This window comes from Bradyrhizobium sp. McL0615, assembly GCF_049993905.1.
Classification (GTDB): domain Bacteria; phylum Pseudomonadota; class Alphaproteobacteria; order Rhizobiales; family Xanthobacteraceae; genus Bradyrhizobium.
Genome location: NZ_CP188254.1, coordinates 7,615,386 through 7,639,632, shown reverse-complemented (window position 1 = coordinate 7,639,632; position 24,247 = coordinate 7,615,386). Strand labels below are relative to the sequence as shown.

The window sequence follows — 24,247 nt, the reverse complement described above, 5'->3', positions numbered from 1 at the left end:
TTAATGGGTCTCTCGCCCGGTGTTCACAAATTTTACGGGGATATCAATGGGTTGGATCGGTTCTAAGACCCCCCTAAAACCGCCTTCTTGCTTGCCTAGAGCACCCGCTTCCTTTATCCGGTGGGGCTGCCTCGCATGCGAACGGCCCCGGCCGTAATTTTGGCTGGGCAAGCTACCGCATGATCCGGAAAAGTGGCTACCGGTTTTCCGATCAGATCATGCGCGAACTAGAGAGCGCATGATCCGGAAAAATGGAGACCGGTTTTCCGGAAGGGTCATGCTGGGACCACCAAATTTGCAGGGAACGCTTTAGAAATGGCCAATGTTGTCGTCGTCGGCGCCCAATGGGGCGACGAAGGGAAGGGCAAGATCGTCGACTGGTTGTCGGAGCAGGCCGATATCGTCGTGCGCTTCCAGGGCGGCCACAATGCCGGCCATACGCTTGTCATCAATGGCGAGACCTACAAGCTGGCGCTGCTGCCCTCCGGCGTGCTGCGGCCCTCGAAGCTGGCCGTGATCGGCAATGGCGTGGTGTTCGACCCGCAGGCCTTTCTCGATGAGGTGACAAAACTGAAGGGTCAGGGCGTTGCCATCAGCCCGGAAAATCTCCGCATCGCCGAGAATGTCACGCTGATCCTGCCGCTGCATCGCGAACTCGATGCGCTGCGCGAATCCTCCAACTCGGCAACGGCGATCGGTACCACCCGCCGCGGCATCGGCCCGGCCTATGAAGACAAGGTCGGCCGCCGCGCTATCCGCCTGATGGATCTGGCCGACCTCGACACGCTGCCGCACAAGATCGACCGTCTATTGGCGCATCACAACGCACTGCGTCGCGGGCTCAATCTGGAGGAGTTCGACGCTGGCGTCATCCTGAAGGAACTGACGGCGTTTGCGCCAAAACTGCTGCCCTATGCCGAGACGGTGTGGCGGCTGCTCGACATCAAGCGCCGCGAAGGCAAGCGCATCCTGTTCGAGGGTGCGCAGGGCGCGCTGCTCGACGTCGATCACGGCACTTACCCTTACGTCACCTCGTCCAACACCGTGGCCGCGCAGGCGGCGACCGGCACCGGCATGGGCCCGGGCGCGGTTGGCTATGTCCTGGGCATCTGCAAGGCCTATACGACCCGGGTCGGCGAGGGTCCGTTTCCGACCGAACTCAAGAACGAGATCGGCGAGGAGATCGGCCGTCGCGGCAAGGAGTTCGGCGTCAACACCGGGCGCAAGCGGCGCTGCGGCTGGTTCGATGCGGTGCTGGTGCGCCAGACGGTCCGCACCTGCGGCATCACCGGGCTGGCGCTGACAAAACTCGACATTCTCGACGGCTTCGACAGCATTGAGGTCTGCACCGGCTACATGCTGGACGGCAAGGAAATCGACCATCTGCCGGCAGGCGAGGGTGCCCAGGCCCGGGTGGTGCCTATCTATGAGACGATCGAAGGCTGGAAGGAGCCGACGGCCAACGCCCGTTCCTGGGCGGATCTGCCGGCCCAGGCGATCAAATATGTGCGCCGGGTCGAGGAACTGGTGGGTTGTCCGATTGCGTTGCTTTCCACCAGCCCCGAACGCGAGGATACTATTCTGGTACAGAACCCGTTCGAGGCTTAACGAGATGTCACCGCTAAGACTTCAAAAATAGAGCTGCAGTATTGATGAAAAATGGCTGATTATTACCCGCTGATCGCACGCGCCATCGCCGGCCTGGACCCCAATGCTCCAGGCGAGAGCCGCCGTGCGCTCTATGAGCGGGCTCGCACCGCGCTGATCGCGCAGTTGCGCAGCGTTCAGCCGCCGCTTTCCGAATCGGAAATCACCCGTGAGCGGCTGTCGCTCGAAGAAGCCGTCCGCAAGGTCGAATCAGAAGCCGCCCAGCGTGCCCGCGAGGCCTCGCGGCCCGGCGGCGGCGGTGCTGCGCGGGGCGGCGACGCGTTCCGCCGCGCCAATGCCCGGCCGCCGGAACCCGCAGGTCCGCCGGGCGCGCCGCCCGGTCCGCCGCGCCAGCGTCCGCCCGGTCAACCACCCTCACGCGAGGCCCGTCCGCCGCTTGGCCAGGACGAACAACGCCCGCCGCGCAATCTGCGCCCCGATGTGCCGCCGTCCGGTGGGCCGCGTCCGCAGCCGCCGCAGGTTCCGATGCAGGATGCCGTCCTGCCGCCGCCGCCCCCTCGCGGAAATGGTGGCCCCCGCCGCGGCCCCGACAATGGTGGCCCGCCGCCGCCTCCGCCACCGCCCGGCATGCGCGGCTTCCGCGACATCGCCGCCGACGCCGATGATCTCGGCCGCGCCGCGGCCCAGGCCAACCGTGCGGCGCGAAAAACCTATGCCAACGTGCCGTCGCCCTCGCCGGAATTCGACCGGCTCGAGCCGAGCATGGAAAACCGTGGCGCCGATCCCGACGCGCCCTATTCGTATGACGAATCGCTGGAGGAGGCCGACCGTTACGCGCCCCAGCCGCCGCAACCGGCGTCGCGCGAGCGCCCGCGGCTGTCGCAGGACCGCGACCGCGAGCCGAAGAAACCGCGTGCCCGCACCGGCGCCGTGTTTCCGTTCAAGAGCGCGATTGCGGTCGGCATCGTGCTCATTCTGGTCGGCGCCGGCATCCTGTGGGGCAAGTCGGCGGTCACGGCCGTGGGCGGCCTGTTCAAATCCTCTCCCGTGGCGGAAGCGCAAAAGGATCCGGCGGCGCCCCAGTCGCGCCCGAAAATCCCCGATCGCGTCGGCCAGCCGTCGTCGAGCGAGAACGTGGCGCCGGTGGCGCAGCGCGTCGTGCTGTATGACGAGGACCCGTCCGATCCCAAGGGCAAGCAATATGTCGGCTCGGTGATCTGGCGCACCGAACCGATCAAGGCGAGCGGCAACCAGAAGCCTGATGTCGCCGTGCGCGCCGACATCGAGATTCCCGACCGCAAGTTCAAGATGACGATGTCGTTCCGCCGCAATACCGACTCGTCGCTGCCGGCGAGCCACACCGCGGAATTGACCTTCATCCTGCCGCAGGATTTCTCCGGCGGCGGCGTCAGCAACGTGCCGGGCATCCTGATGAAGTCCAACGAGCAGGCGCGCGGCACGCCGCTGGCCGGTCTTGCCGTCAAGGTCACCGACGGCTTCTTCCTGGTCGGCCTCTCCAACGTCGATTCCGACCGCGCCCGCAATCTGCAGCTCCTGAAGGAGCGCTCCTGGTTCGACGTGCCGCTGGTCTATGTCAACCAGCGCCGCGCCATCATCGCGATCGAAAAGGGCGCCCCCGGCGAACGCGCGTTCAACGACGCGTTTGCGTTGTGGGGGGAGTAGCTACCGGCGCTATGGATCCGCTCTCGAGCCTGAGCCGATCTCCGTTGAGCCAGGAATTCGATCGCTAAATCGCTACGCGGCGCAGCGCTTCAATAGAAGAGCGGACTCAGCATTGCCTACGGCAGCGGCCGTTTGTGCGTTCGCCTTCGGGGCGAAGCGACCGGTCACTCGGTGGCGGCGGCTCGCCTGCGCGCGGTATTGTCGCGATCCATCACGGCGCGACAGCCCGCGCTGACATTGGCGCGCTGCTTGTGCATGCAGGCGGTGATTCGCTGCACGTTGGGGATTTCATGGCCGCACAGTCGCATGGCGTCGCCGGTGCACATCTGCTGGGCGTCCGACGCAAAGGCAGGGCCGGGGCTTGCGGAAAGCGCCGCTGCCGCGAAGGCCGTGGCGAAGAGAAGTGCTGCTCTGCTGGAAAGACGGAAGGTCATCGATGCGTTCCCCAAGGTTGCGCGCGGTGCTGGCCGCTATTCGGTCGGGGGCGCTGCACGCGGCTTGCACTGCCGCACGCGTCATCCATCACCCGGAAGTCACCCGGTGTGGTTGCTCGAATTCTGCCGATGTTCGAATCAAAAGTGCTGCGCCGCCCCGCCGTGAATTATGCGCCAATGCTGCGAAGCTGCAATGGCTCGCGTTAACACTTCTTTGACTGTTGCGTGCACGCCACGTCGATCGCGACGAGAAATGCATGACGATGCGGTTTTGACGGTTGCGCATTCGCCGGCTCGACGGGTCTCGACGGAATGGATTCGGGTCTCTGCGTCTTTCGTATTCCGACCGCGATCGGACGGCCGCGCGGACATGCGCTTACCCCACGGCTCCATGACGCGGCTTCGCTGTCCCCCGCTACAAGAGGCCTCCGAAAGCGGACGCTGCCCGGCCCGGTTGCGCCCAGCCGGTCGGGCTCGCCTTCTGAGCAGCAAAACTCAGTACAAATGCGGACAATCCGGGGTTCGAAACAACCACCCGTTAGGGAAGACTAAGTACGATCGGTGGCTATTGCTCGCATCCGGTTCATCGCTTTCGTGGAAGCAAAAGGCTGCCGGCACCGGCCTTTCGAATGGCGTTCACATGCTTGTTCATTCCGCTACCGATGGATCCACGAAGACAGCGGCCTCCCTGCGATGGCGCGGCGGCTGCGGGAAGCGTTCTGAACGGTGGGCCTTAAGGGTATGACGCCAACTTGCGGAAATGGGGTCACGCGGCGAGCCGGGCCGACCGGCGCGGAGGTGGGATAACCATGCCTGCCGCTTCGCCGGACCTGCGCAAGGAATTGAACGGCGCCGAAGAGGATGGACCCGAGCACGATGCCCGGATCTTTGGCGAGGTGACGGACCTGTTCCTGTCCAATGTCGGCCGTCTCGGCGATTCCCAGATTGCAGCCGTCGATGGCGTCCTCGCCCACCTGGTCGAGCGGGTGGAAGCGGCGACCGTCCTCCAGCTCAGCGAGGCCCTGTCCACCATCGACCGCGCCCCGGTCCAGACGGTCCGCAAGCTTGCGTTCCACGAGCAGCCCCAGGTGGCCGCGCCGGTTCTGCGACATTCCAGCTGCCTGTCGGACGCGGACCTTCTTGAAATCGTCAAAAGCCGTGGCCAGCAGCATCTGCTGGCGATCTGCGACCGCAGGGCGCTCAACGAAGCGTTGACGGACGCGCTGATGCGATTTGGCGACGTCAACGTCTCCAACGCGCTCGCCCGCAACACCGGCGCGCGTTTCTCCGAATGCGGTTACGCAACGCTGGTCGGGCGGGCCGAGAAGGACGAGGGGCTTGCGGAAAAGCTCGGCGTTCGCATGGACATCCCCGGCAGCTTGCTGCGGGAGCTGATCGGCAAGGTTGCCGACGTCGTTCGCGCGCGCTTCCTGACGGCGCCGCGGCCTGTCGCGCGCCAGAAAGCCCAAAATGCCGCGGCGGCCGGAGGGAACGGCGCGGCCCGGAAGGCGATCGATTACACCCAGGCGCAAAACGAGGTCGTTACGCTCAATCGCACCGGCAAGCTGAACGATTCACTCGTCAACCGGTTTGCGGTGCGGGGTGAATACACCCTCGTGGTCGCAGCCCTTGCCCTGAAGGCCGACGTCAAGGTCGAGGCGATCGAACCTTTGCTCGAACCCGACTTGGTGTATGGCCTCATCGTCGCCTGCAAGGCCGCCCGGCTAAGCTGGTCGACAACGACGATGATCGTCCGCAACCGGCCCAACTGCCCGCCATCCACAGACCGGGAACTCGAACAATGCGTGGCGGTGTTTGAGACCCTGCTGCTGTCGGTCGCGCAATGGACGATCAGATTTGGCTCCGACCGGATTCTGGCGAAGAAGAACGCGCCGGCAGCGGCTGCCCCCGCTGCCGCCGGCAAGCAGAGCAGGTCTGCCTGACGGTGGTTTCGCCGAGGCGCCAAATCCGCGGGCCTCTTGACTCAGCCCTGACCGAATTTGAAATTGCGCACCGCCAGAATGCTGACGAAAACCGGATCATGTCCGGCTACGGAAGCGCGATTGGTCCGGTGGTGAGTCTTCCCGTTCGATACATTGGCTCGACGCAGAGGTCGCCATGAAACGCTATCTGATCTTCGGAGCCATCGGCCCGCTCGTCGGCGGTTTTTTGATGCTGCTCGCGACCACGGTAGATTCGGGCTACTGGACCGATACCAGCTGGTCGGAGATCGGAAAATTCCTCGGCGCGTTCGTCAGGACGCTGCAGTACAGTTATCTGTTCGGTATCGTGCCGATGCTGATGCTCGGCGCTATCGATGACATTCTCTATCACGTCAAGCGCATTGCGCCGTTGGTGCGGATGCTGATCCTGGGTGCCGTCGGCTTTGCCACCGCCGCGTTGCTCTACGGCTCGCGCGGGCCTGATGCCGGTGCGCTGCAGTTCGTGCTCTACGGCATCGTCGGCCTGGTGCCTGCGATGTTGTCGTCCTGGCTGGCGCACAGATATGACGCGCCGTAGGCGGCGCATTCGACGTAACGTGTTGTCCTGATCCGCAGATCCGTAGGGTGGGCAAAGGCGCCCTTGCGCCGTGCCCCCCATCTATCGCCGATTACGCATCGAAATGGTGGGCACGCTTCGCTTTGCCCACCCTACGCATTACGCATTGCTTGCGATCTTCCCTGAAAGGGAAGCAGTCAGCCCGAAAACGGCTGGACCCGAACAGGCCCCCATTTCATCGATTTCGATTTCGATTTCGGGTAGTGTCTCCGTTTGAATTTCGGTTAGACGACGGAAGGGGACTTTCCCGATGGGTGACGCCAGATGCAGCTGCGGTGCAGTCACGCTCTCGCTTCCGGAAGAACCATCCAAGATGGTCGTTGCCTGTCACTGCTTCGACTGCCAACGCCGAACCGGCGCGCCGTTCGGTGTAGGCGCTTATTACCGCGCTGAGGTTGTGACGATCTCAGGAACCTCGAAAGAATTCACGCACGCCGCGGCGAGCGGCGGGAAAATCCATAACTATTTTTGCCCGCAGTGCGGCTCAACGGTCTACTGGAAACTCAGCAATTTGCCCGCGCTGATCGCCGTTGCAGTCGGCGCGATGGCAGAACCAAAATACCCGGCCCCCGTCATATCGGTTTTCGAACAGTCGAAACATGATTGGGTTCAAATAAATGGTGCCGTGGAGCACTTCCAGCAAAGCAGCCCGCCAAAGATTTCAAACTGAGACACGACCCGCTGTTCACGAGCACACGCTCGTCTATGCGGGTTTCCACCCGGCGCGAACGGACGCGCTGCGCGGCGCTCCATGTCATGCCAATTCGGCACTGAACCGGCCGCGCCGCATGCCTTGCAAGCAAGGCTCCAGCCAACGCGCGACCACGCAACAAAAACGGCGGACCTTTCGGCCCGCCGCTCATGCGCATGTTATTGCAATACGCTTTACGTGATTGAAAGCCCCGAGCCGCTCAACCGCGGTTGAGCCTTGAATAGTAGATCTTTTCCGCGGCCGATCTATCCGGGAAACCCCGGGGTCACGAGCAGCGGGGCGCCGGCCGTGCGTCAGGTCCCGTTGGCGCGGCAGCGGCCGAACGGGCCGGGATACCAGCCGCGCGGGCAGGCGTGCAGCCAGGGCCGGGCGTAGTTGCGGCGGCAGCCGCCATAGGGGCCGCGGTGCCAGCCGGGGCCGCATCCGCCGGCGACCTCGATAACGTCGCTGCTGGTTGCGGGCGCGAGCGGCGCCAGCGGCATCGCATTGGCGTCCGCGACCATTATGCCGAAAACGAAAGCGGTAGCGATCAGTCTGTTCATAAACCCTCTCCCGATATGCTCAGCCGGATATTGCCATCAGCCGCCGGCAAACGCGATGCCGGCGCGGACCTCGCCGATCGCCTGGTCGATCAGGCCCATCGCCTTTTCGCGGTGACCGCCCTTGTTCGGCGTCGCGGCAGCGAGTTCGCCGCGGGCCGATTGCAACAGGCCGAGGCCAGCGGTCATGTGCGGCTGCGCTCCGATGGCGTAGCCGATGCCCATGCTGGCCGCGATCGCGGTCCCGAGCAGCGCCTTGCGGGCGAAGGATGTCGTCATCTCCCGGTCTCCTCTGAAGTTTTTAAAACGCAGGCCATTCCCTTGCCGGAATAGGGCTGCCGGCCCCGGCGGCCGCTGCCGCCGCACCGTTAAGCCGGGCCGCAGGTCGCGTCTTGGACTGGCAGGCGCCAGAGGATCGCCGATTTGGACTGTCCGGCGCTGTTTTCTTCACATGCCCGTGTTGCTAGGCTGCAAAGCCTTCAGCCGGCGTTCATTCGGCCGCGGCCAGACTGCACCTGCCTGCCACCCAGAACTCCCCGCCAATGCCCGTCCTCAAGAAAATGCTCTCGACCGACATGCTGCCGCAGGGCTTGAGCGAGCGGCAGCGTTTTATGTTTTTCGCCGAGCTGTTCGAGCATTTCTCCAACACCGGCGAACTCGATCCCGCCGAGGACGTGCCGTTTCGCGCCGCGATGAATTCGATCCATGTCGGCACCACCATGCTCGGCCGCTGCGACGGCACCTTCACCACGGTGCGGCGCGAAAAGCGCCAGGTGCTGGCGACCAATGACGACCGCTACTGCCTGGCGCGCAACACCGGCGCCAGCGAGTCCCGCGTCACCCATCGCGGCCGCGAACTCGTGATGCGGCCGGGATCAATGGTGCTGCTCAAGCTCGACGAGCCGTTCTTCGCGGCCGACGGCATGAACGAAAAGCGCTTCACCAACGTGCATCTGCCGATGGCGACGTTGAAGGCCCTGGTGACCGGCGTCGACGATCTGGTCGGCCGCGAGCTGGCGCCGGGCGGGGCGCTGTCGCTGGCGATGGATTACAGCGATCTGTTGCTGCGCCATCCGGGCGCCGTCGACGAGGCGGGCGTTGCCATCGCGAACCATCTGATGGATCTGGCGGCGCTCGGCCTTGGCGCGCGCGGCGATGTCGCCGGCGCCGCCCGGCGCGGCGGCGTGCGCGCGGTGCGGCTGAAGTCCGTGCTGATGATCCTGGAAAAGCGATTTACGGAGCCGGAGTTTTCCGCGCAAAAACTTGCCGCCGCCGCCGGCCTCTCGGAGCGCTATGTCAACGAATTGCTCTATGAAGCCGGCGCCAGCTTCACCCTGCGGCTGTTGGAATTGCGGCTGCGCAAGGCGGCGGACCTGCTGGCGCATGCGGGTGAGCGGCGCATCAGCGACATAGCCTTCGATTGCGGCTTCAACGATCTATCCTACTTCAACCGCTGCTTTCGCCGCCGCTTCGGCCTGACGCCGACGGCAGCGCGGGGGAGATAAGGCGTTTCAAGCGAAGCGGACACCGGTTCGCGTGAAGAAAACACGTCGAAATCAAAGGCTTTGAAAGCGAAAGCGATATTTTGACGCAACTTGCAGCTCGCATCCGCGTTACCATCTGATGACCATGTCAAACGAAGATATCTACACGCCGCCGCGTTCACGTTCCGGGCCGTCTTCCCGGACGCGCGCGGCCGGGCGCGGCCCGGTCATCGACCAGGAGGGGCACGAAATCCCGGAGCCGAACCTGCACACGCAGTTCGAGGGATTGCGGTTCGATTTCGGCCATTCCACCGCCAATCCGTTCGGCGATCTGACGCGCGAGCAGCGGCTGGCGCGGCTCGACGCCATCGCGAAATTGCTGGATGTCGCCTTCATCGTGCCTGGCACCAAATTCCGCTACGGCATCGACGGGCTGATCGGCCTGATCCCCGTGGTCGGCGACATCATCACGACGGCGATTTCACTGTGGGTGGTGCGGGAGGCGCGCGCGCTCGGGGCGCCCTGGCACATCACCGCGCGGATGCTCGCCAATGTCGCGGTCGACGGCGTGGTCGGCCTGGTGCCGGTCGCGGGCGACGCCTTCGACGTCATGTTCCGCGCCAACGTTCGCAACGTCCGCATGCTCAAGCGCTGGCTCGACAAGCAACCGCACCAATAAAAAACGCCCCCGGGTGATTTCCGGAGGCGCTCTGTTTGGATACCGAAAAACTCAGGCCGCGTCGGCCTTGTCCTCGGCGACGACAGCCGGGCGCGGGCGGCGCTCCAGCGGGAAGGCTTCGCTTTCATAGAGCGAGCGGATGCCGCTCTGGTCGAAGCGGGCTTCTTCCACCTGCAGATAGGCGCCGTTCAGCGAGTCGGCCGGCAACTCCTCGATTGCGAAGCGAACCGCTTCTGCCGCGGTGCCGAAACGCCGATAGGCAAACCCGGCGCGCTTCTTCTTGCGGATCGCGGCGGGAAACAGTTCGGCGGAGGTATTGTAGCTGAAGGGACGCATGGTCGGTGACCTCAATCTTTTTTGGCTCTTCACGCGAGCAATGGGGATTGGATGACGGTGGGCCACAATGGCGGGCCGCGCCGTGCAGTCATTTCATGACCCAATATAAGCTTCTTTGACGGAAATGCGACCCCTGAAGTCGTGGATCGGGGGTGATGATGAATCCACGCATGGCTGCGGGGAACACAAATTTAGTTAAGTTTTTTCAATGATTTAAGGGAGTTCAAATCTTGCCGAGCAGCAGCAGGATCAGGAGCACGACCAAAATCACCCCGATCAGCCCCATCCCGGAATGGCCATGGCCATAGCCGTAGCCTCTGAAACGGCCGGAAAAGCCGCCCAGCAGGATGATGATCAGGATGATGACGAGTATCGTCCCAAGCGACATGACACGCTCCCTGAAGGCCGGCGCGCGTCCCCCAAACGCCTGCCGCGGCCCGGATCAAAGCATATTCCGGGCCGCGAGTCGTTAGATCCGATCCGCCGAAGGGGTCACGACGGAAGGCTATTTTTTGGTTTCGTCGATCGGCAGCACCTTCAGCGGCGTCGCATAGGGCTCGACGCGGAGGCTATCGCGGGCGATCAGGCCGATCTTGTGCAGCGGGGCTTGTTCGAGATCGCCGCCGGCGGATTTGCGCACCGCGTATTGCCACGCGCTCATCGAGCCCTTGGCGACCAGCATTTTTGCGATACCGGCGGCGTTTCGGCCCTCCACCTGCGCCAGTTCGTCCTCGGAAATGCCGATCACAATTTCATCCTTGGCGGTGATGACCTTGAACAGGGAGACCTTGTCGGCGGCAAAGGCAGGCTGGATCACAACGCTCTCCATGATGAGGGTGACAAGCCCGAGACCGAGCAGCAGACGTTTGGAAATGTGCATTTCGAAATTTTCCTTGAAGTTTGCGCGCCGGGCAAACCGGGCAAAGCGCCCCACCAAACAAAAACCCCGCGCGACCAGTCCTTGGTCGCGCGGGGGGCAAACAGGTTCGAGCGTTACGCGAACTATTTCGGCTGCAGCTTCAACGCCGCCGAATTGATGCAGTAGCGCAGGCCGTTGGGGCCGGGGCCGTCCGGGAAGACGTGGCCGAGATGGCCGTTGCATTTCGAGCACAAGACCTCGGTGCGGATCATGCCGTGGGTGGCATCGCGCTCCTCGTCGACATGGCTGTCCACGGCGGGCGCCGTAAAACTCGGCCAGCCGCAGCCGGAGTCGAACTTGGCATCGGATTCGAACAGCGTCTGGCCGCAGCCGGCGCAGGTATAGGTGCCCTTGCGGTGCTCGTGCTCATATTCGCCGGAGAACGGCCGCTCGGTCGCCTTCTCGCGCAGCACTGCGTACTGCATCGGCGTCAGCTCCTTACGCCATTCGGCCTCGCTCTTGACGACCTTGCTGGATGTTTTGGTGTCAGACATTCAACCTCCTTAATTTGTAGCCTTCGCACTGCTGACCAGCGTCGGCTTTTCGATGTAGTTCTCCGTAAAGATCTTCTTCAGGTTCTCGACCTTCGGGATGTCGTTGAAGGCAATATAGGGCTGGTTCGGGTGCAGCGTCAGGTAGTCCTGGTGATAGTCCTCCGCCGCATAGAACGCCTGCAGCGGGCCGACCTTGGTCACGATTGGCTTCTTGTAGACCTTGGCGGCGTTGAGCTGGGCGATATAGGCCTCCGCGACCTTCTTCTGCTCGTCATTGGCGGTGAAGATCGCCGAACGATATTGCGTGCCGGTGTCCGGGCCCTGGCGGTTCAACTGCGTCGGGTCATGCACCACGGAAAAGAATATCTGCAGGATCTTGCCGTAGCTGATCTTCTTCGGGTCGTACTTGATCTCTACCGACTCGGCATGTCCGGTCGTGCCGGTGCCGATCATGGTGTAGTTCGCGGTCATCTTGCTGCCGCCGGAATAGCCGGACACCGCGTTGAGCACGCCGGCCGTGTGCTGGTACACGCCCTGCACACCCCAGAAGCAGCCGCCGGCGATCACGGCGGTCTGGATGCTGTCGGCCGCCTGCAAGTCGACGGCGGGCGGCGGAATGATGAAGGCTTCCTCCGAGGCGCGCGACGGGCTGACGGCGACAGCGGCGATGGCCAGCGCGCCGATGGCGGCAGCGCACAGCGACAGGCGGCTGAGATGGCGAGGCGACATGTTTTCCTCTTTCGGCAATGGTTGGGGGCAGTCTAGAGCGGGATCGGCGTTTCGCAATTGGCTCAGGGCGTCCCGATGCCCAAGATACGGCGCGGGATGCGGATTGTTACGGCGTGCGCCACACGAGTTCGTGATAAAAATGACGCCTGTCCAAGGCGTTAAGGCACGGGCCGAGGCTGGCGGCGGGGCCGCGCTTGCGTTTCGGATTTCCTTATCAACAATGAACCGCCAGCCTTTGCCGGCGACAAAATCATCAGCCGGAGCGTTACGCGAATGTTACGCGGCTTTTTCCTCGCCATAGTCATACTCGCCGCTGCCGGCCCCGCGCGGGCTGCGGATGACCTCGAACTCTGTCGCAACCGCAACCCCGACGCCGCCCAGCGGCAGGAGGCTTGCGAAAAACTGATTGCCGCCGGCCAGCTGAGCGGAAAGGATCTCGCGCTGGCGCTGTGGGTGCGTGGTGGTGCCTTGCTGACCAAGCGCGAGACCGACAAGGCGATCGCGGCATTCGGGGCGGCGCTCGACGCCGATCCGGAAAATGCCCCCGCCCTCGTTGCGCGCGGTTACGCCCGCGAGGGAAAGGGCGAGGACGATCTCGCGATGGCGGACTACAATCGCGTGCTGCAGAAATACCCAAACGCACCGCTTGCCCTCAACAACCGCGGCACGCTGTATCTTCGCAAGGGCGCGCTGCAAAGCGCGCTCGACGATTTCAACGCCGCGATCAAGAGCAATCCCAAAATGTACCTTGCCCGCACCAACCGGGCGCGCGTGCTGACCGTCAACAGGGATTTCGACGGCGCGCTGGCGGATTTTGCCGAAGCTGAACGGATCGATCCGGCGGCACCCCAGGCCCGCGGTTTTCGCTGCTCAACCTACGCAGCCATGAAGCGGTTCAGCGAAGCTCTCTCCGATTGCAACAGCGTGCTCGAAAAGAACCCGAAAAACCAGTTTATCCTTGCCGCCCGGGCTGAAACCTATCTCGCAAAGGGCGATCTCGATGCCGCGCTGAAGGATTTCAACTTCATTCTCAACCTCAACCCCAACAATCTGCGCGCGCATGCGGGACGGGGCGAATTGTTCGAGAGAAAACGCGATCTCGCGCAAGCCAGGGCGGACTACCGTTCTGCCAGCTTCGCCCAGACGCCTTTCGACAATTTTGAATCCATGCTGGCGCGCCAGAAGGCGCGCGACCGGCTGGCTGTGCTCACGTCGCAGGCGGCCAGCATCGGCGGTGCGCGTCGCGTAGCGCTGATTGTCGGCAATGGCGCCTACAAGAACGTGCCCGCGCTCGACAATCCGCCGCGCGATGCCGCACTGGTGGCCGCTGCGTTGCGCGACGTTGGCTTTCAAACGGTGACCTTGAGCAAGGATCTCACTCGCGACAAGTTCTTCGAGACGCTGCACACCTTTGCCAGCGAAGCGGAAAAGGCCGACTGGGCCGTGGTGTATTTCGCCGGCCACGGGCTGGAGATCGGCGGCGTCAATTATCTGGTGCCGGTCGATGCCAGGCTCGCCGTCGACCGCGACGCCGAAACCCAGATGGTGGCGCTGGAGCAGGTGATCGCCGCGGTCGGCGGCGCGCGGAAGCTGCGGCTCGTCATGCTGGACGCCTGTCGCGATAATCCGTTCGAGAAGAATATGCAGCGGACCATCGCATTGAAGCTGGTCGACAAGGGATTCTCGAACATCGAGCCCGCCGCCGGCTTCATGGTGGTGTATGCGGCCAAGCACGGCGAGACCGCGCTGGACGGTGAGGGCGTCAACAGCCCGTTCGCGACCGCCCTGGCCCGCGCCGAAGGTCGAATTACGAAAGCTGTTCGATATCGTCCGCGACGACGTCTGGACCGCTTCGAAACACCAGCAGCAGCCGTTCACCTATGGGTCGCCGCCCGGTCGGGAAGATTTTTACTTCCTGGTGGAGAAGTAGTTGCGGTCGTCATCGTGCAGAGGCGTGGCACATTCTCAAACCTCATGGTGAGGAGGCGCCAACGTGTCCGCGCTCAGCGCGGACCGATGACAGGCCCCGCGCCGTTTCAAACCATGTGGCCGGGATATTGCCCGCGGGCCATCCTTCGAGACGCCGCTTCGCGGCTCCCCAGGATGAGGTCTCAGTTCGCTACGGATGAGCACTTCCTTGTGGTGCGACGAACTACACCACCACGCTCAGGCGTTTCGCAGCCCGCGTAATTCCCGTGTAGAGCCATCTCGCCCGGCTGTCCTGGAACGCAAAGCTCTCGTCGAACAGCACCACGTCGTCCCATTGCGAGCCCTGCGACTTGTGCACGGTGAGCACGTAGCCGTAGTCGAACTCGTCGTACGGCTTGCGCTGCTCCCACGGGATCGCGTCGATCCCGCCCTCGAAGCAATCATGGCGTACCGAGACCTTGGTGACCTTGTGGCCGAACTCTTCATCCGGCGACAGCCGCATCGTCAAAATCTTCGATTTGCCTCGCGGCTGGGTGCGCGATTTCACGCGCCACAGCCCGCCGTTGAACAGGCCTTTCTTGCGGTTGTTGCGCAGGCAGACCAGCTTGTCGCCGGCCACCGGAAAGGGGTCCTCGATGTTCTGTTTCTGCCGCACCCGCATGTTGTAGGCGCGGCGGGTGTTGTTGCGACCGACCAGTACCTGGTCGGCGCCCATCACGCGATCCGGATCGAGCTCGCTGCGCGGCACGACCTCGCTCTCGCCATGGCGGCCGATTTCGAGTTCGCGGCCCTCGCGGATATCCATCGACATCCGCACGATCGGGTCGTCCTGCGCCTGGCGATGCACCTCGGTCAGCATCGAGTCCGGCTCGCAGTCGGTAAAGAAGCCGCCGCCCTGGATCGGAGGCAATTGCGCGGGGTCGCCGAGCACCAGCAGCGGGCAGTCGAACGACATCAGGTCGCGGCCGAGCTCGGCATCGACCATCGAGCATTCGTCGATCACGATCAGCTTGGCCTTAGAGGCGGGCGCATCGTCCCATAGTTCGAAGCTCGGCTGCTCGACGCCGGATTCCTTGGCGCGATAGATCAGCGAGTGGATGGTGGAGGCGTTGTCGCAGCCCTTGTTGCGCATCACCAGCGCGGCCTTGCCGGTGAAAGCCGCATACTTCACCTCACCATCGACGCCCTCGGCGATGTGCCGCGCCAGCGTGGTCTTGCCGGTGCCGGCATAGCCGAACAGCCGGAACACCGGCGGCGTGCCGCCCCTGCCGGGCTTGGCTTTCAGCCAGTCGGCAACGGCCTTCAGCGCGGAATCCTGGTGCGGCGTGAACGTGGTCATGGGGTCCAGATGGAGAGCGGAGCGGGCGGTGAGGCCGCGACTCAACGGAAGCGTAAAGCTAACCATTCGCGCGTTCCATGCAAGGCTGCTTCCGCGTCACGGAATTGCTGTTTCACAGCCGAGGCTGGACTTGCAGCGGATGGCGAATACACTGACCGAAAACAACAAGAGGTTTGGGAGGCGTCATGAAATTCGGCATCTTTTACGAGCTGCAACTGCCACGCCCATGGGAAGAGGGCGACGAGCTCCGGCTCTACCAGAACGCGCTGACCCAACTCGAGACCGCCGACCGGCTGGGCTATGACCACGCCTGGGTGGTGGAACATCATTTCCTGGAAGAATATTCCCACTCTCCCGCGCCGGAATCCTTTCTCGCCGCCGCCAGCCAGCGCACCAAGAAGATCCGGCTCGGCCACGGCATCTTCCAGCTGACCACGAACCATCCCGCCCGCGTCGCCGAGAAAGTCGCGGTGCTCGATCTGCTCTCAAACGGCCGCTGCGAATTCGGCATGGGCGAGAGCGCGTCGATCACCGAACTGACCCCGTTCGGCCGCGACATGGAAACCAAGCGCGAGGTGTTCGAGGAGGCTGTCGCAGCGATCTTCCCGATGTTCACCAAGGTGGGCACCGAGCATCATGGCAAGTATTTCGACATTCCCCTGCGTAATGTGGTGCCGAAACCCGTCCAGAAGCCGCATCCACCGCTGTGGATGGCGTGCTCGCAACTGCAGACCATCGAGCGTGCCGGCGAAAACGGCTTTGGCGCGCTCGGCTTCCAGTTCGTCAGCGCTGACGCGGCGCATGCGTGGGTGCATGCCTATTACAACGCCATCACAAAACGGCTGAAGAAGCTCGCGGATTATGAGATCAATCCGAACATGGCGCTGGTTTCGTTCTTCATGTGCGCCAAGACCGACGAGGAAGCGCGCGCCCGCGCCGACGGGGCCACCTTCTTCCAGTTCGCGCTGCGCTTCTACGGCGCCTCGCAGAACCGGCAGCGCCCCGATCCCGGCACCGTCAACATGTGGGACGAGTACAACAAGTGGAAGCGCGAGAACCCGGAAGCGCAGGAGGCGGCGCTGCGTGGCGGCCTGATCGGCTCGCCGGAAACCATCCGCAAGAAGCTGCGGCGTTTCCGCGCCTCCCACATCGACCAGGTGATCCTGCTCAACCAGGCCGGCAAGAACACCCACGAGCACATCTGCGAGTCGCTTGAGCTGTTCGGCAAAGAGGTGATGCCGGAATTCCAGAACGACCCCGAGCATGAGGCGTGGAAGAAAGGCGTGATGAGCGGTGCGATCCAGCTTGAAGAGATCGACACCGACGCCTTCAAGGACCGCTATGGCAAGCTGGCGGTGAATGTCGCGCCGGCGCAGAAGGTGGCGGCGGGATAGACCGCCGACCTCTCCGCGTCATTGCGAGCGGAGCGAAGCAATCCATTGTGCGGTATAGCCGATAGACGGATTGCTTCGTCGCTATCGCTCCTCGCAATGACGGCTGTACAAGCCACATGCGTTATCAGTTCAAGTTCGCACCCGCCGAAAAACTCCGATCGACCGCTTTGCTGACGTCGAGCGTCTTCGCCAGAATTCCGTAGCGGGTGGCGCGGTCGGATGCTTCCTGAACCTCCTTGACGATGGTTTCGTCGATCGCGATCGGGCTGGTGCGTTGCGCCTTGTAGGCGCTCAGCAACACGTCTTCCGGAAGCTTGGTGAGTTCGGCGGTGTTCTTCGCGTATTCAGGCAGATGATCCAGCGACCATAGCCGCGCCTTGTTGAGACGCAGCACGAGATCCTGCACGGCCGCGCGCTTGGCAGCGATGGCGCTGTCGGATGCGACGATGAAGGTGACGGTCGGCGTCAGGCCCTCGCCATGGGCGACGACCCGCGCATTGTCCTTGAGCGTGGCGTAGGACACGTATGGCTCCCACACCGCCCATGCGTCGATCGAGCCGGCGACCAGCGCGATCTTCGCATCCACCGGCCCAAGCGGCGCAAATGTCGCTTCCTCAATCTTGTATCCGGCCTTCTCCAGCGTCGCGTCGATCAGGAACTGGCCCCAGCCGCCGCGTGTTCCGGCGAGGCGCTTGCCCTTGAGGTCGGCGACCGACTTGATCGGCGAGTCTTGTCTGACGAGAATCGCCTGCGTCTTCGCATCGGAGCGGGTGCCGCCGATGGCCTTGATCGGCGCGCCGGCCGCATACACCGTCAGGAACGAGAGATCGCCGGTGTAGCCGACATCCAGCGCGCCCGCGTTCAGCGCTTCGAGGATCGGCGCGGCCGCAGGAAATTCCGACCATTCGATCTTGTAGGGCAAATCCTTCGCGTAGCCTGAGATTTCGAGCAGGGAACGATTGCCGCCCTTCTGGTCGCCGACGCGGAGCGTCACGGTGTCCGCGGCCAACGCCGATGCAGTAATCGCCACGCCCATTGCCGCGCCGAACAGCGTGGCGCCGATGCGACCGAGACGCGCGCGGGCGCGCCATTCAAGTTTGGTTGCCTTCATGTTTTTGATCTTTCCATTTCATCCGCTGCATCGTCTGACGCTATCAGCGATGCACAAAGTCTACGGGCAGCGGCACGGCAGTCAATGAAATGGCTGACTGAATATTTTGCCGAGCGTGCAATGAACATCTCGGCTTTGAAGTGGTGACGAAGCGTGTCTGCTGAATGCCGCCACAACAAGATCAATCCCGCTTCGGCGTCCATATCTTGGCGGCGCCGGCGTCGACTTTCACCGGAAGCAAACCCTCCGCGAAGAACGCATCGGCGATGCGCTGCTGTTCGGACAGGCCTGGCACTGTCACGACGCCGACCTTGTAGGAGCGATGGCTGTTGGCTTCTTCCACCGTGGCGGCATCGATGCCCCAGAGGGCCGCGAGCTGCGTCGCTGCTTCCTTTGGATGCGCCTTGACCCATTTGCCGGTTTCATCGAGCTTGGTGAAGATCGCGTTCAGCACGTCGGCGCGACGGTCGGCGAATGCAGCTGACGACAGATAGTACCGCTTGTAGCTTGCAAGGCCGTTGCTGCCGTCGGAAAGCACCCGTGCATTTGACTGGCGCTGGGCGCTGGTGAGGAACGGATCCCACGACACCCATGCATCGACTTTGCCGCCGATGAAGGCCGTGCGTCCGTCGGCCGGCGTCAGGTAGGCCGGAAAAATATCCTTGAAGCTGAGGCCCGCCTTGGCGAGCGCAGCCAGCAGCAGGAAATGACTGCCTGCGCCTTTGGTGACCGCAACCTTCTTGCCCTTGAGGTCGGCGACCGTCTTGATCGGCGATTCCGCGGCCACCAGGATCGCCTGGGCGGACGGCGAGGCGGCTTCTTCCGCGATATAGGCGAGCTTGGCGCCGGCGGCCTGCGCGAACAGAGGTACGGTATCTGCGACGTCGGCGCCGAAATCGACGTTGCCGGTATTGATCGCCTCCAGCAGCGGCAGGCCGCTGGTGAATTCATGCCAGGAGATGCGGACACCGAGCGGCGCCAGCGCTTTCTCGAGTTCGCCATTGGTCTTGAGGATCGCCGTCAACGTCGACGACTTCTGATAACCGATGCGGATCGTATCGGAGGCCGGCGTCTGCGCATACGCTGAATTTACCGAAATGATCGCTGCGGCGGCGGCGATACCGAGCGCCGACTTGATCCGATGGCTCATAAAATTGTCTGCCTGATGGAATTGAGGGATTCCTCAGAGGCTAAGGCGCACGGAGCTTCAGTCAATAGGACCAGAATTCGTTGTCGGCGCGCCGTGAATGTAAATTTGCTACGTCCAGTTCGCATCGCAGATGAAAAATTTTAGGCGTTTACTGTCCGCTGTTCCATTGCTGTACCGATCACGGTGTCGTGCGGGATAAATGCTTGTGACCGGAAAATGTGCATCGCGACCGAAAAAGAAAAATGCGTCGCGTGTGATCGAGATCCAGCAATAAACCTATCGAGTCCCGTAAGCCCGCAGTGTCCTCATTGCTATTTTTGCAGAGCACTCGACACCTGTTTGAAGCATCATCATCATTCTCTGAGTGCGTCGATCTACGAGGCGCGTTCAGGAGATTGTGATGAAGCGTCGTGAGTTCCTTAAACTGTCGCTGGGTGCGGCGGCGGCGTCGGTGTCGCCAGTGGCGCGTGCGCAAACGCCGCTGAGGGAAATCAGGATCGGCTATCAAAAGACCGGCGTACTCGTGATCGCGCGGCAGCAGGCCGTGCTGGAGAAGCGCTTTGCGGCCCGGCAGATCGGCATCAAGTGGATAGAGTTTACGTCGGGCCCGCCGCTGCTGGAGGCCATGAGCATCGGCAGCGTCGATCTCGGTTCCGTTGGCGATACGCCGCCGATCTTCGCGCAGGCCGCGAACGCCAATGTGCTCTATGTCGCGGGATCGCGGATCACGAACGGGCAGGGCATTCTGGTTCCCGCCAACTCCGGCATACGGGCTATTGCCGACCTTAAAGGCAAACGCGTCGGGTTCACCAAGGGCTCCAGTGCCCACAACGTGGTGATCGCCACGTTGGAAAAGGCCGGGCTCACTTACGAGGACATTACGCCTGTTTATCTGACGCCTCCCGACGCGGGGCCGGCATTCGCTAATGGCAGCATCGACGCCTGGGCGGTCTGGGATCCCTATTTTGCGATCGGCGAGAAGCGCCAGAGCGGCCGGATCCTGGTCAACGCCCATGAAGTCGCCAAGACCAATTCGTTCTACCTAGCCAACCGCGATTTCGCGAACACCAATGTCAAGGAGACCCGTGAAGTCATCGACGGCCTGGCAGAGGCCGCGCGCTGGGCGGAAGCCAATCGGGGCGAGGTTGCCAGCGCGCTTGCGGCCATCACCGGCGTGCCGCTCGAGGTTCAGGCCATCGCCGCCAATCGCGCATCCTTCCTAATTGGTCCGGTGACCGATGAGATCGTCACGACGCAGCAGGCCGTCGCCGACCGCTTCCACAGGCTCGGCCTGATCCCGAAGCCGATCGCCGTCCGCGACATCGTCTGGCGCCATACCCAAAGCTGAATTTCAGAAAGAGGTCACTACCCATGACGCGTTTAATTCGACGCTGGATCGCGAGCGCCATGCTCTCCATGAGCATCGTGGGCGCGACTGTCGGCCTATCCTACGGCCAGGACAAGGTCGTGCGCATCGGCTTCCAGAAATACGGCAAGCTGGTGCTGCTCAAGAGCAAGGGCACATTGGAAGAGAAGCTGAAATCCGCCGGCTACAAGGTGGTGTGGACGGAGTTCCCCTCCGGGCCGCCGCTGCTCGAAGCACTCAATGTCGGTGCCATCGATTTCGGCAACACCGGCGAAGCGCCACCGATCTTCGCACAAGCCGCGGGTGCGCCGATCCAGTATGTCGCTTATGAGCCGCCCGCGCCGAAAGGCGAGGCGATCCTGGTGCCGAAGGACAGCAAGTTGAATTCGGTAGCCGATCTGAAAGGCAAGAAGGTAGCACTGAACAAGGGCTCCAATGTCCACTATCTCCTGGTGAAAGCTCTGGAGAAAGCCGGCGTCAAATATTCCGAGATCGAGCCGGTGTTCCTGGCGCCCGCCGATGCCCGCGCGGCGTTCGAACGCGGCGCGGTCGATGCCTGGGTGATCTGGGATCCGTTCCAGGCCGCCGCTGAGGCCGCGACTGGCGCGCGTACACTGGCCGACGGCACCGGTATCGTCGCGAACTACCAGTTCTATTTCTCCTCGAAAAAGTTCCTGGAGAGCGATCCGAAGATCGTTGATGTGGTGCTGGCGCAGCTCGGCGAGGTCGACGACTGGGCCAAGGGCGACATCCATGCGGTCGCCGAACAACTCGCGCCGGCGATCGGTCTTTCCGTTCCGGTGGTCGAAGTGGCCCTCAAGCGGCAGTCTTACGGCATCAAGCCGCTCACCGAGAGCGTCATCAACGACCAGCAACAGGTCGCGGATACGTTCTTCGCGCTCGGACTCATCCCGAAGCAAATCAAGATTTCAGACGTAGCCCGGAGGTCCGGATCGTGAGCACGCAACCCAACGCCAACATCCTCTGGTTCCTGCCGACCCATGGTGACGGTCGCTATCTCGGCACCACCACCGGCGGACGCGAGGTGAACTTCAACTATCTGCGCCAGATCGCGCAGGCCGCCGATCAGCTCGGCTATTTCGGCGTACTGCTGCCCACTGGCCGTAGCTGCGAGGATTCCTGGGTGGTCGCCTCAGCCGTGGCGCCATGGACGGAGCGGCTGCGCTATCTGGTGGCGGTGCGGCCGGGCCTGCAGTCGCCCAGCGTCGCCGCGCGCATGACCGCGACGCTCGACCGGGTGTCGAATGGCCGCCTGCTGATCAACGTGGTGACGGGCGGCGATCCCGTCGAGAACAAGGGCGACGGTATCTTCCTGTCGCATGACGAGCGCTATGAGGTGACGCGCGAGTTTCTCAACGTCTATAGCGACCTGCTTGCGGGCAAGACGGTGAACGTCGAGGGCAAGCATATCCGCATCGAGGACGGCAGGGTGTTGTTCCAGCCGGTGCAGTCGCCGCGGCCGCCACTCTATTTCGGTGGATCGTCGGATGCCGGCATCGACGTCGCCGTCGACACCGTTGACAAATATCTCACCTGGGGCGAGCCGCCGGCGCAGGTCGCCGAGAAGGTCAATCGGGTGAAAGCCGCCGCGGCGGCGCGCGGACGAAAGCTCTCGTTCGGTATCCGGTTGCACGTGATCGTGCGCGAGACCAATGCGGAAGCCTGGAAGGCGGCGGATGAGCTGATCCAGCATGTGACGGACGAAACCGTCGCGTCAGCGCAGAAGATCTTTTCCCGGATGGATTCGGTCGGCCAGCAACGCATGGCGCAGTTGCATGGTGGGCGGCGTGACAAGCTCGAGATCAGTCCCAATCTCTGGGCCGGCGTTGGCCTGGTGCGTGGCGGCGCGGGTACGGCGCTGGTCGGCGACCCCGAAACCGTCGCGGCGCGGATCAGGGAATATCAGGATGTCGGCATCGACACCTTCATCATGTCCGGCTACCCGCATCTGGAAGAAGCCTATCGCGTTACCGAACTGGTGTTCCCGCTGCTGTCGCTGACGCAGCACACCAACGTTACGCCGATCCGCGTCAACACCGGACCGTTCGGCGAAACCATCGGCAATGAATACCGGCCGGACAAACAGGCATCACAATCATGAGTCTCATTGATAGTCTTTCGCGCGTCAGCTCACCGAAGCTGCCGAGGGTCGACGGCCTGATCCCGTGGATCGTGCCGCTCGCCATCATCCTGATATGGCAGCTTGCTTGCGTCACTGGCTTCGTTTCGGCGCGGGTGCTGCCGGCGCCGAGCGATGTCGCGCTGGCCGGATGGAAGCTCCTGCTATCAGGTGAACTCGCCCGCAATATCTGGGTCAGTTTCTGGCGCGCCAGCGTCGGTTTCCTGATCGGGGGCAGCATCGGCTTCGCGTTCGGGCTCGCCAATGGCCTGTCGCAGCTCTCCAATAAGCTCACGGACACGACGTTGCAGATGGTGCGCAACATCCCGCATCTGGCGCTGATCCCGCTGGTCATCCTGTGGTTCGGGATCGATGAATCCGCAAAACTGTTCCTGGTCGCGCTCGGCGTGTTTTTCCCGATCTATCTCAACACGCTGCACGGTATCCGGACCGTCGATCCGCAACTGATCGAGATGGGGCGCATCTACGGCATGACCGACGGCGAACTGTTCCGCCGGGTAATCTTCCCTGGCGCGTTGCCGTCGATCTTCGTCGGCGTGCGCTTCGCGCTCGGCATCATGTGGCTGACCTTGATCGTGGCCGAAACCATCGCTGCGTCCTCTGGCCTCGGCTACATGGCGATGCAGGCGCGCGAGTTCATGCTGATCGACGTCGTGGTGCTGTCGATCCTGATCTATGCCCTGCTCGGCAAGCTCGCCGACAGCGCCTCGCGCACGCTGGAACGGTTGACGCTGTCCTGGCACCCGGCTTTCCAGAAACACTGAGGACAAGAAATGCAAGAAGCCCTTCGTTTCCTTTCACCCGGGGCCGAGCCGGTCGATCGCGCCGACATCGTCGAGCAGGCGCGATTGCTTCGGCGCGGCTCGGAAGCGCCGTCCCGCGGGCTTTCGCTGACCATCCGGGGATTGCGAAAATCCTTCGGTGACAATGAGGTGCTGCGCGGCATCGACCTGCATATTCCGGCCGGCCAGTCGGTTGCGATCGTTGGCCGCAGCGGCTGCGGCAAGAGCACGTTGCTGCGGCTGATTGCCGGTCTGGAGACCATTACCGCCGGCACGATCAGCCTTGGCGAGGACGCGCGACCGGAAGACGTCCGCGTCATGTTCCAGGAGCCGCGGCTGCTGCCATGGGCGCGGGTGCTGTCGAATGTCGAAGTCGGTCTTGGCCGGGAACGGAATTCGCCGGACGCGCAGGCCCGTGCCGAGAGCGCGCTTGTGGAGGTCGGTCTCGCCGAAAAGCGGACGCAATGGCCGGCGGTGCTGTCGGGCGGACAGAAGCAGCGCGTGGCGTTGGCGCGCGCGCTGGTCAGCCAGCCGCGCGTGCTCGCTTTCGACGAGCCGCTCGGCGCGCTTGACGCCTTGACGCGGATATCGATGCAGCGGCTGCTTGAGCGGGTCTGGCACGATCAGGGCTTTACCGCGATCCTGGTGACGCACGACGTCGCCGAGGCCGTGGCGCTGGCCGATCGCGTGCTGGTCATCGAGGACGGCCGCATCGCCGAGGATTTCAGCGTCGATATTCCGCGTCCAAGGCAGCGCGGTTCGGCCGAGCTGGCGGCGCTGGAAGGCGCGATCCTGAAAAATCTTCTGGAAGGGACGGAAGATACTTCCGACCTGTGAGG

Annotated in this window: 24 protein-coding genes and 1 pseudogene; 14 read left to right on the top strand and 11 right to left on the bottom strand. The window is 63.2% G+C overall.

Annotated elements, in window-relative coordinates:
* Window positions 1–315: 315 nt before the first annotated feature.
* Window positions 316–1,608 carry an adenylosuccinate synthase gene (locus ACPPVP_RS36715; protein ID WP_426528422.1) on the top strand — a complete coding sequence of 431 codons (1,293 nt, stop codon included), beginning with the start codon at window positions 316–318 and terminating at the stop codon, window positions 1,606–1,608.
* A gap of 51 nt (window positions 1,609–1,659) precedes the next feature.
* Window positions 1,660–3,291 carry a hypothetical protein gene (locus tag ACPPVP_RS36710; protein ID WP_426528421.1) on the top strand — a complete coding sequence of 544 codons (1,632 nt, stop codon included), beginning with the start codon at window positions 1,660–1,662 and terminating at the stop codon, window positions 3,289–3,291.
* A gap of 164 nt (window positions 3,292–3,455) precedes the next feature.
* Here ACPPVP_RS36710 and ACPPVP_RS36705 read toward each other — a convergent pair whose 3' ends face one another.
* Entirely contained in the window at window positions 3,456–3,725 is a 270-nt protein-coding gene (locus ACPPVP_RS36705; RefSeq protein WP_426528420.1) for a hypothetical protein, read from the bottom strand.
* An 809-nt stretch (window positions 3,726–4,534) separates the two neighbouring features.
* Between ACPPVP_RS36705 and ACPPVP_RS36700 the strand changes: the two genes are divergently transcribed.
* The 3 genes from ACPPVP_RS36700 (at window position 4,535) to ACPPVP_RS36690 (ending at window position 6,954) form a co-directional block, all read left to right on the top strand.
* On the top strand, window positions 4,535–5,668 hold the full coding sequence (locus ACPPVP_RS36700; protein WP_426528419.1) for a DUF2336 domain-containing protein: 1,134 nt from the start codon (window positions 4,535–4,537) through the stop codon (window positions 5,666–5,668).
* A 175-nt stretch (window positions 5,669–5,843) separates the two neighbouring features.
* Window positions 5,844–6,245 carry a DUF5413 family protein gene (locus ACPPVP_RS36695; RefSeq protein ID WP_426528418.1) on the top strand — a complete coding sequence of 134 codons (402 nt, stop codon included), beginning with the start codon at window positions 5,844–5,846 and terminating at the stop codon, window positions 6,243–6,245.
* A gap of 289 nt (window positions 6,246–6,534) precedes the next feature.
* A complete protein-coding gene (locus ACPPVP_RS36690) occupies window positions 6,535–6,954 on the top strand; it encodes a GFA family protein (RefSeq protein ID WP_426528417.1) in 420 nt (139 codons plus the stop codon).
* A gap of 335 nt (window positions 6,955–7,289) precedes the next feature.
* On the opposite strand, the gene ACPPVP_RS36685 is transcribed toward ACPPVP_RS36690, so the two are convergent.
* Complete coding sequence (locus ACPPVP_RS36685; protein WP_426528416.1) at window positions 7,290–7,538, bottom strand: GCG_CRPN prefix-to-repeats domain-containing protein; 249 nt, start codon at window positions 7,536–7,538, stop codon at window positions 7,290–7,292.
* Between the two features lie 36 nt (window positions 7,539–7,574).
* Window positions 7,575–7,814, bottom strand: coding sequence for a hypothetical protein (locus ACPPVP_RS36680; RefSeq protein ID WP_426528415.1), 240 nt, complete (start codon window positions 7,812–7,814; stop codon window positions 7,575–7,577).
* Window positions 7,815–8,077: 263 nt separating this feature from the next.
* On the opposite strand from ACPPVP_RS36680, the gene ACPPVP_RS36675 reads away from it, so the two are divergent.
* Together ACPPVP_RS36675 and ACPPVP_RS36670 are read left to right on the top strand one after the other, a co-directional pair.
* Window positions 8,078–9,040, top strand: a complete 963-nt coding sequence (locus ACPPVP_RS36675) for an AraC family transcriptional regulator (RefSeq protein WP_426528414.1) — start codon at window positions 8,078–8,080, stop codon at window positions 9,038–9,040.
* A 118-nt stretch (window positions 9,041–9,158) separates the two neighbouring features.
* A complete protein-coding gene (locus ACPPVP_RS36670; protein ID WP_426528413.1) occupies window positions 9,159–9,698 on the top strand; it encodes a DUF4112 domain-containing protein in 540 nt (179 codons plus the stop codon).
* 51 nt (window positions 9,699–9,749) lie between these two features.
* On the opposite strand, the gene ACPPVP_RS36665 is transcribed toward ACPPVP_RS36670, so the two are convergent.
* From ACPPVP_RS36665 to msrA, 5 genes are all read right to left on the bottom strand, one after another.
* Window positions 9,750–10,034 carry a hypothetical protein gene (locus ACPPVP_RS36665; RefSeq protein WP_426528412.1) on the bottom strand — a complete coding sequence of 95 codons (285 nt, stop codon included), beginning with the start codon at window positions 10,032–10,034 and terminating at the stop codon, window positions 9,750–9,752.
* Window positions 10,035–10,257: 223 nt separating this feature from the next.
* Window positions 10,258–10,422 carry a DUF3309 family protein gene (locus ACPPVP_RS36660; RefSeq protein WP_300942968.1) on the bottom strand — a complete coding sequence of 55 codons (165 nt, stop codon included), beginning with the start codon at window positions 10,420–10,422 and terminating at the stop codon, window positions 10,258–10,260.
* 117 nt (window positions 10,423–10,539) lie between these two features.
* Window positions 10,540–10,914 carry a hypothetical protein gene (locus ACPPVP_RS36655; protein ID WP_426528411.1) on the bottom strand — a complete coding sequence of 125 codons (375 nt, stop codon included), beginning with the start codon at window positions 10,912–10,914 and terminating at the stop codon, window positions 10,540–10,542.
* A 122-nt stretch (window positions 10,915–11,036) separates the two neighbouring features.
* On the bottom strand, window positions 11,037–11,447 hold the full coding sequence (msrB, locus tag ACPPVP_RS36650) for a peptide-methionine (R)-S-oxide reductase MsrB (RefSeq protein ID WP_426528410.1): 411 nt from the start codon (window positions 11,445–11,447) through the stop codon (window positions 11,037–11,039).
* Window positions 11,448–11,456: 9 nt separating this feature from the next.
* Window positions 11,457–12,176, bottom strand: a complete 720-nt coding sequence (msrA, locus tag ACPPVP_RS36645) for a peptide-methionine (S)-S-oxide reductase MsrA (RefSeq protein ID WP_426528409.1) — start codon at window positions 12,174–12,176, stop codon at window positions 11,457–11,459.
* 273 nt (window positions 12,177–12,449) lie between these two features.
* Between msrA and ACPPVP_RS36640 the strand changes: the two are divergent.
* Window positions 12,450–14,106, top strand: a pseudogene (locus ACPPVP_RS36640) (caspase family protein).
* 222 nt (window positions 14,107–14,328) lie between these two features.
* On the opposite strand, the gene ACPPVP_RS36635 reads toward ACPPVP_RS36640, so the two are convergent.
* Window positions 14,329–15,444, bottom strand: a complete 1,116-nt coding sequence (locus ACPPVP_RS36635) for an ATP-dependent DNA helicase (RefSeq protein ID WP_426528408.1) — start codon at window positions 15,442–15,444, stop codon at window positions 14,329–14,331.
* Window positions 15,445–15,629: 185 nt separating this feature from the next.
* Between ACPPVP_RS36635 and ACPPVP_RS36630 the strand changes: the two genes are divergently transcribed.
* The gene (locus ACPPVP_RS36630) at window positions 15,630–16,838 is read left to right on the top strand and encodes an LLM class flavin-dependent oxidoreductase (protein ID WP_426528407.1); all 1,209 of its coding nucleotides are present in this window, start codon (window positions 15,630–15,632) and stop codon (window positions 16,836–16,838) included.
* 124 nt (window positions 16,839–16,962) lie between these two features.
* Here ACPPVP_RS36630 and ACPPVP_RS36625 read toward each other — a convergent pair whose 3' ends face one another.
* Together ACPPVP_RS36625 and ACPPVP_RS36620 are read right to left on the bottom strand one after the other, a co-directional pair.
* The gene (locus ACPPVP_RS36625; protein ID WP_426528406.1) at window positions 16,963–17,949 is read right to left on the bottom strand and encodes an ABC transporter substrate-binding protein; all 987 of its coding nucleotides are present in this window, start codon (window positions 17,947–17,949) and stop codon (window positions 16,963–16,965) included.
* Between the two features lie 181 nt (window positions 17,950–18,130).
* Window positions 18,131–19,099, bottom strand: a complete 969-nt coding sequence (locus ACPPVP_RS36620) for an aliphatic sulfonate ABC transporter substrate-binding protein (protein ID WP_426528405.1) — start codon at window positions 19,097–19,099, stop codon at window positions 18,131–18,133.
* A 400-nt stretch (window positions 19,100–19,499) separates the two neighbouring features.
* Here ACPPVP_RS36620 and ACPPVP_RS36615 point away from each other — a divergent pair, with 400 nt between their 5' ends.
* Genes ACPPVP_RS36615 through ACPPVP_RS36595 form a run of 5 tightly spaced genes read left to right on the top strand, consistent with a single transcriptional unit; the run spans window position 19,500 to window position 24,245 of the window.
* Window positions 19,500–20,447, top strand: a complete 948-nt coding sequence (locus tag ACPPVP_RS36615; RefSeq protein ID WP_426528404.1) for a sulfonate ABC transporter substrate-binding protein — start codon at window positions 19,500–19,502, stop codon at window positions 20,445–20,447.
* A gap of 23 nt (window positions 20,448–20,470) precedes the next feature.
* Window positions 20,471–21,424, top strand: a complete 954-nt coding sequence (locus ACPPVP_RS36610; protein WP_426528403.1) for a sulfonate ABC transporter substrate-binding protein — start codon at window positions 20,471–20,473, stop codon at window positions 21,422–21,424.
* Window positions 21,418–22,587, top strand: a complete 1,170-nt coding sequence (gene ssuD, locus ACPPVP_RS36605) for an FMNH2-dependent alkanesulfonate monooxygenase (RefSeq protein WP_426538245.1) — start codon at window positions 21,418–21,420, stop codon at window positions 22,585–22,587. Before ACPPVP_RS36610 ends, ssuD begins: the two co-directional genes overlap by 7 nt.
* Window positions 22,584–23,390 (top strand): aliphatic sulfonate ABC transporter permease SsuC, encoded by an 807-nt coding sequence (gene ssuC / locus ACPPVP_RS36600; RefSeq protein ID WP_426528402.1) that lies wholly within the window; start codon window positions 22,584–22,586, stop codon window positions 23,388–23,390. Before ssuD ends, ssuC begins: the two co-directional genes overlap by 4 nt.
* A gap of 9 nt (window positions 23,391–23,399) precedes the next feature.
* Window positions 23,400–24,245 carry an ATP-binding cassette domain-containing protein gene (locus tag ACPPVP_RS36595; protein ID WP_426528401.1) on the top strand — a complete coding sequence of 282 codons (846 nt, stop codon included), beginning with the start codon at window positions 23,400–23,402 and terminating at the stop codon, window positions 24,243–24,245.
* Window positions 24,246–24,247 lie beyond the last annotated feature (2 nt).